This window comes from Gemmiger formicilis, assembly GCF_024462815.1.
Classification (GTDB): domain Bacteria; phylum Bacillota; class Clostridia; order Oscillospirales; family Ruminococcaceae; genus Gemmiger.
This window is the reverse complement of record NZ_JANGCG010000036.1, coordinates 1-4,722: the sequence shown is the minus strand read 5'-3', so window position 1 is coordinate 4,722 and position 4,722 is coordinate 1. Positions and strand designations below refer to the sequence as shown.

Annotated in this window: 5 protein-coding genes; all 5 read left to right on the top strand. The window is 58.7% G+C overall.

Features of this window, described 5'->3' with window-relative positions; translation table 11 throughout:
- Positions 1 to 69 precede the first annotated feature (69 nt).
- The 5 genes from NE623_RS14335 (at position 70) to NE623_RS14315 (ending at position 4,650) form a co-directional block, all read left to right on the top strand.
- Complete coding sequence (locus NE623_RS14335) at positions 70 to 921, top strand: carbohydrate ABC transporter permease (protein WP_256273484.1); 852 nt, start codon at positions 70 to 72, stop codon at positions 919 to 921.
- A complete protein-coding gene (locus tag NE623_RS14330) occupies positions 921 to 1,769 on the top strand; it encodes a carbohydrate ABC transporter permease (protein ID WP_256273483.1) in 849 nt (282 codons plus the stop codon). Before NE623_RS14335 ends, NE623_RS14330 begins: the two co-directional genes overlap by 1 nt.
- Positions 1,770 to 1,801: 32 nt before the next feature.
- Positions 1,802 to 2,806 carry a LacI family DNA-binding transcriptional regulator gene (locus NE623_RS14325; protein ID WP_256273482.1) on the top strand — a complete coding sequence of 335 codons (1,005 nt, stop codon included), beginning with the start codon at positions 1,802 to 1,804 and terminating at the stop codon, positions 2,804 to 2,806.
- Positions 2,807 to 2,991: 185 nt separating this feature from the next.
- Entirely contained in the window at positions 2,992 to 4,473 is a 1,482-nt protein-coding gene (malQ, locus tag NE623_RS14320; RefSeq protein WP_256273481.1) for a 4-alpha-glucanotransferase, read from the top strand.
- An 84-nt stretch (positions 4,474 to 4,557) separates the two neighbouring features.
- The gene (locus NE623_RS14315) at positions 4,558 to 4,650 is read left to right on the top strand and encodes a DUF4867 family protein (protein WP_256273485.1); all 93 of its coding nucleotides are present in this window, start codon (positions 4,558 to 4,560) and stop codon (positions 4,648 to 4,650) included.
- Positions 4,651 to 4,722 lie beyond the last annotated feature (72 nt).

Sequence of the window (4,722 nt, the reverse complement as noted above, 5' to 3'; positions counted from 1 at the left end):
GGGGCGGGCGAATCCGCCCGCCCCGCTCCATTTTTGCAACAGGAAATCTAAACAAAGGGGGGCTTTTCCATGGAAAAAGCCATTAAGCGCTACTGGCCAGTCTTTGTACTGCCCACCCTCATTGCCTTTGTCATCGGCTTTGTGTGGCCTTTTATCTGGGGCACCGGGCTGTCGTTCTGCAAATTCACGACGGTCAAAAACGTCCAGTTCGCGGGGCTGAGCAACTACAAGATGATTCTTATGGATGACACCTTCACCCATGCATTCTGGTTCACGGCGGCGTTCACCGTTGTATCCACCGTGCTCGTCAATGTGCTGGCATTCGCCATTGCGCTGCTGCTCACCCGCGGTATGCGCGGTACCAACGCGTTCCGTACCATCTTCTTCCTGCCGAACCTCATCGGCGGCATCGTGCTGGGCTACATCTGGCAGATCCTGCTCAACGGCCTGCTGTCCGCCTGGGGCAAGTCGCTGCTGGCGTTGAACGCCACCTACGGCTTCTGGGGCCTTATCATCCTGATGTGCTGGCAGCAGATCGGCTACATGATGATTATTTACATCGCCGGCTTACAGAACGTGCCCACCGACCTCATCGAGGCCGCACGCATCGACGGTGCGACCTCCAGCCAGACTCTCTTTAAAATCAAGATCCCCATGGTCATGCCCAGCGTGACGATTTGCACGTTCCTGACGCTGACCAACTCTTTCAAGCTGTTTGACCAGAACCTGTCCCTGACGGCAGGCGAGCCCGCCAAACAGTCCATGATGCTGGCCTACAACATCTACGATACCTTCTATGCCCGCTCTGGACCCCAGTGGAAGGGCATCGGCCAGGCGAAGGCCGTCGTATTCTTCCTGTTTGTGGTTGTCATCTCGCTGCTGCAGCTGCATTTTACCCGCTCTAAGGAGGTGCAGGCATAATGGGTGCTACCAAAAAAGACCGCCGCATCAATGCGGTGCTGTCCGTCCTGCTGACCATCCTGTGCATTGCCTGGATGTACCCGGTGTTCATGATCCTGATGAACTCCTTAAAGACAGAGCGTGCCATCACCACGACCCACGCCTTTGAACTGCCGAACGCCGAAACCTTCGTCGGGCTGAAAAACTACATTTACGGCATTCAGGAAATGGACTTTTTGTCCTCTTTCTGGTATAGCTTAGTCATCACGGTCTCGTCCGTCGCACTGATTCTGCTGTGCTGCTCGATGTGCGCATGGTATATCACCCGCGTGCAGGGCGTGCTCTCCAAGGGTATGTACTACCTGTGCGTGTTCAGCATGATCGTTCCCTTCCAGATGGTCATGTTCACGCTGGCCAAGACCGCGGATACTTTAAAGCTGAATAACCCCTACAACATCTGCATCATCTATCTGGGCTTCGGCGCGGGCCTGGCAGTGTTCATGTTCACCGGCTTTGTCAAGAGCATGCCCATCGCCATTGAGGAGGCCGCCATGATCGACGGCTGCAATCCCATCCAGATCTTCTTCAAGGTCGTCTGCCCGATTCTGAAGCCAACGATGATCTCCACCGCCATCTTGGAAACGATGTGGGTCTGGAACGACTATCTGCTGCCCACGTTGGTGCTGGATATCAAGACCTACCGCACCATCCCCATGGCAATCCAGTATTTCCGCGGCAGCTACGGTAAGGTGGAAATGGCCCCCATGATGGCCTGCATCATGATTACGGTGCTGCCGGTCATCGTGCTGTACCTGCTCTGCCAGAAATATATCATTGACGGCGTTGTGGCCGGTGCGGTCAAGGGGTAAACTCAGCCGAACCAGAAAAGAGGTCCGGTTTTATGACCATCAAAGATATTGCGCGGGAATCCGGCTTTGCCATCGGTACGGTGTCGCGGGCGCTGAACAACGCCCCCGGCGTCAGCGCCGAGACGCGGCAGAAAATCCTGGAAGTCGTGAACCGCCACAACTATGAACCCAACGCAAACGCAAAGCATTTAAAACAGCAGGCCAATGACGGCATTGCCCTGATTGTCAAGGGCACGCAGAATATGCTGTTCGCCGATATTTTAGAGCAGCTGCAGAGCGTGATTGAAGAGAGCGGCTACGTGGCGACCGTCTATTACATCGACGAGGAAGCCAACGAGGTCGCCCAGGCCCGGCGCATCTGTGCGGAGCGCAAGCCCTACGGCATTCTGTTTCTGGGGTCGAACCTGGAGTATTTCACCCCTGATTTGGAAGATTTGGGCATCCCCTGCCTGCTGCTGACCAACAGCGCGGCCACGCTGCGCATCGCCAACCTTTCCAGCGTGTCGGTCGATGATATGGCGGCGTCCGACCAGATGATCGAGTACCTGTACAAACAGGGCCATCGGCGCATCGGCATCATCGGCGGCAAGCCGAGCCAGTCCCGCCCGAGCCTTGCGCGTCTGGCAGGCTGCCAGAGCGCCATGCTGCGGCTGGGCCTGCCCTTTGAGATGGAAAAGCAGTACGCCTACGCACGGTTCTCGCTGCGCAGCGGGTACGAGGCGATGGAGTATCTGCTGGACCACAGCCCCGATATCACGACAGTGTTCGCCATGTCGGACCTGATGGCGCTGGGGGCCATCCGCGCTTTGCAGGATCACGGGCTGCGGGTGCCGCAGGATATCTCGGTAGCCGGGTACGACGGCATTGCCCTGGGGCAGTACAGCATCCCGCGCCTGACGACCATCCGGCAGGATATGGAGCAGCTGGCCCAGCGCAGTGCAAAAATTTTGCTGCACTGCATTGAAGAACCCGGCCGCGCCGTACACGAAGTCGTCCCCTTTGATTTGATCGAAGGGGAGAGTGTGAGGAAGGTTTGACGACTTTGCAAAAACAGTGCCGCCATGTGGGGGCCGCACGTGTGCGGCCCGCGGCCTTGCCGTAGGTGCACGTTTGCCGGAAGGCTGAGGGCCGGGCATACCCGGCCCCTGCGGAGCTTGTTGTAGAGGGCGGCGTCCCCGGCACCCACCCCGCGTTTACATTCAAAAGAAAGAGGTTTTCTCTGATGAGAGCAAGCGGCATTTTGATGCCTATTTCCAGCCTGCCCTCGGCCCATGGTATTGGCGCTATGGGTGCGGAGGCACGCCGATTTGTGGAGTTCCTCTCCAAGGCCGGGCAGGCATATTGGCAGATCTTACCCATCTGCCCCACCAGCTACGGCGACAGCCCCTATCAGTCCTTCTCGACGTTTGCGGGCAACCCATATTTTATCGACCTCGACGAGCTTGCCAAGCGCGACCTGCTTCTGCCCGAGGAATATGAGAACATCGATTGGGAATCCGCCCCCGATACCATCAACTACGGTGCTCTGTACGAAAAACGTTACAAGGTGCTGCGCTGCGCGGCAAGCCGTTTGCTGGCAAAGCCCAACGCCGCCTACCGCAAGTTCGTGAAGGAAAACGCCTTCTGGCTGCCGGACTACGCGCTGTTCATGGCACTGAAGGACGCCCACGGCGGGGCCTGCTGGCTTGAGTGGGAAGAGCCGCTGCGCCGCCGCGAGCCGGAGGCCCTGAAGGCCGCCCGCGAGCAGTACGCCGACGATGTGGCTTTCTGGCAGGTGGTGCAGTACCTGTTCTACGCCCAGTGGAACGCGCTGAAAAGCTACGCCAACCGCATGAAGGTCGACATTATCGGTGATTTGCCGATTTACGTCGCGCTGGACAGTGTCGATGTGTGGAGCTGCCCGCAGGAGTTCCAGCTGGACGAAAACCTGCTGCCCACCGAGGTGGCAGGCTGCCCGCCGGACGGCTTCTCGGCCACTGGCCAGCTGTGGGGCAACCCGCTGTTTGACTGGGACGCCATGGCCAAGACCGGCTATGCCTGGTGGGTGCGCCGCATCCGCCATATGTGCAGCATCTATGATGTGGTGCGCATCGACCACTTCCGCGGGTTCGCGGGATATTACGCCATCCCCTACGGCGACAAGACCGCCGAACATGGCCGCTGGCGCGAAGGCCCCGGCTATGCGCTGTTTGCCGCCATCAAGAAAAAGCTGGGTAGCCCCCGCATTATCGCGGAGAATCTGGGCTTTTTGACCGAGGATGTCAACGCCCTGCTGAAAGAGTGCGGCTACCCCGGTATGAAGGTGTTGGAGTTCGCTTTTGACAGCCGCGACGGCGGCGACTACCGCCCCCACAGCTACCCGAATAACTGCATCGCCTACGTGGGCACCCACGACAACGAGCCGGTCAACGGCTGGATGGAGACCGCCGCGCCCGAGGATGTGGAGCGCGCCGTGCGCTACCTGAACCTGACGAAGAAAGAGGGCTTCCATTGGGGCATGATGCGCGGTGTCTGGTCGAGCGTGGCCGACCTGGCCGTTGTGCAGGCGCAGGATGTGCTGGGCCTTGGGCATGAGTCCCGCATGAACACGCCATCGACTTTGGGCGGCAACTGGTGCTGGCGCGCCGAGCCGGGGGTGTTCAACTCCCGCCTGGCCCGCCGCCTGCACGGCCTGATGGAACTGTACGGCAGACTGCCCGAATAAACAAACGACCGCCGCAGCGTGTGAAAATCAGTACCGCGCGGAACGAACACGGCGTTGGCGGAAAAGCACGCCGACCCATTGCTGGTGGCCAAGAATAAATGGCTGATTGGTCACCCCGAATCCGGGCTGCCGGATAACATGGTGCTGGGGTTGTATGGGGAGAATCGTATAGTCTAAATTTACATAACAATTTTCTCCTACAATATATTTGTGGGTAGCCCCACGGCATCCAGCCGTGTTGCTATCCAA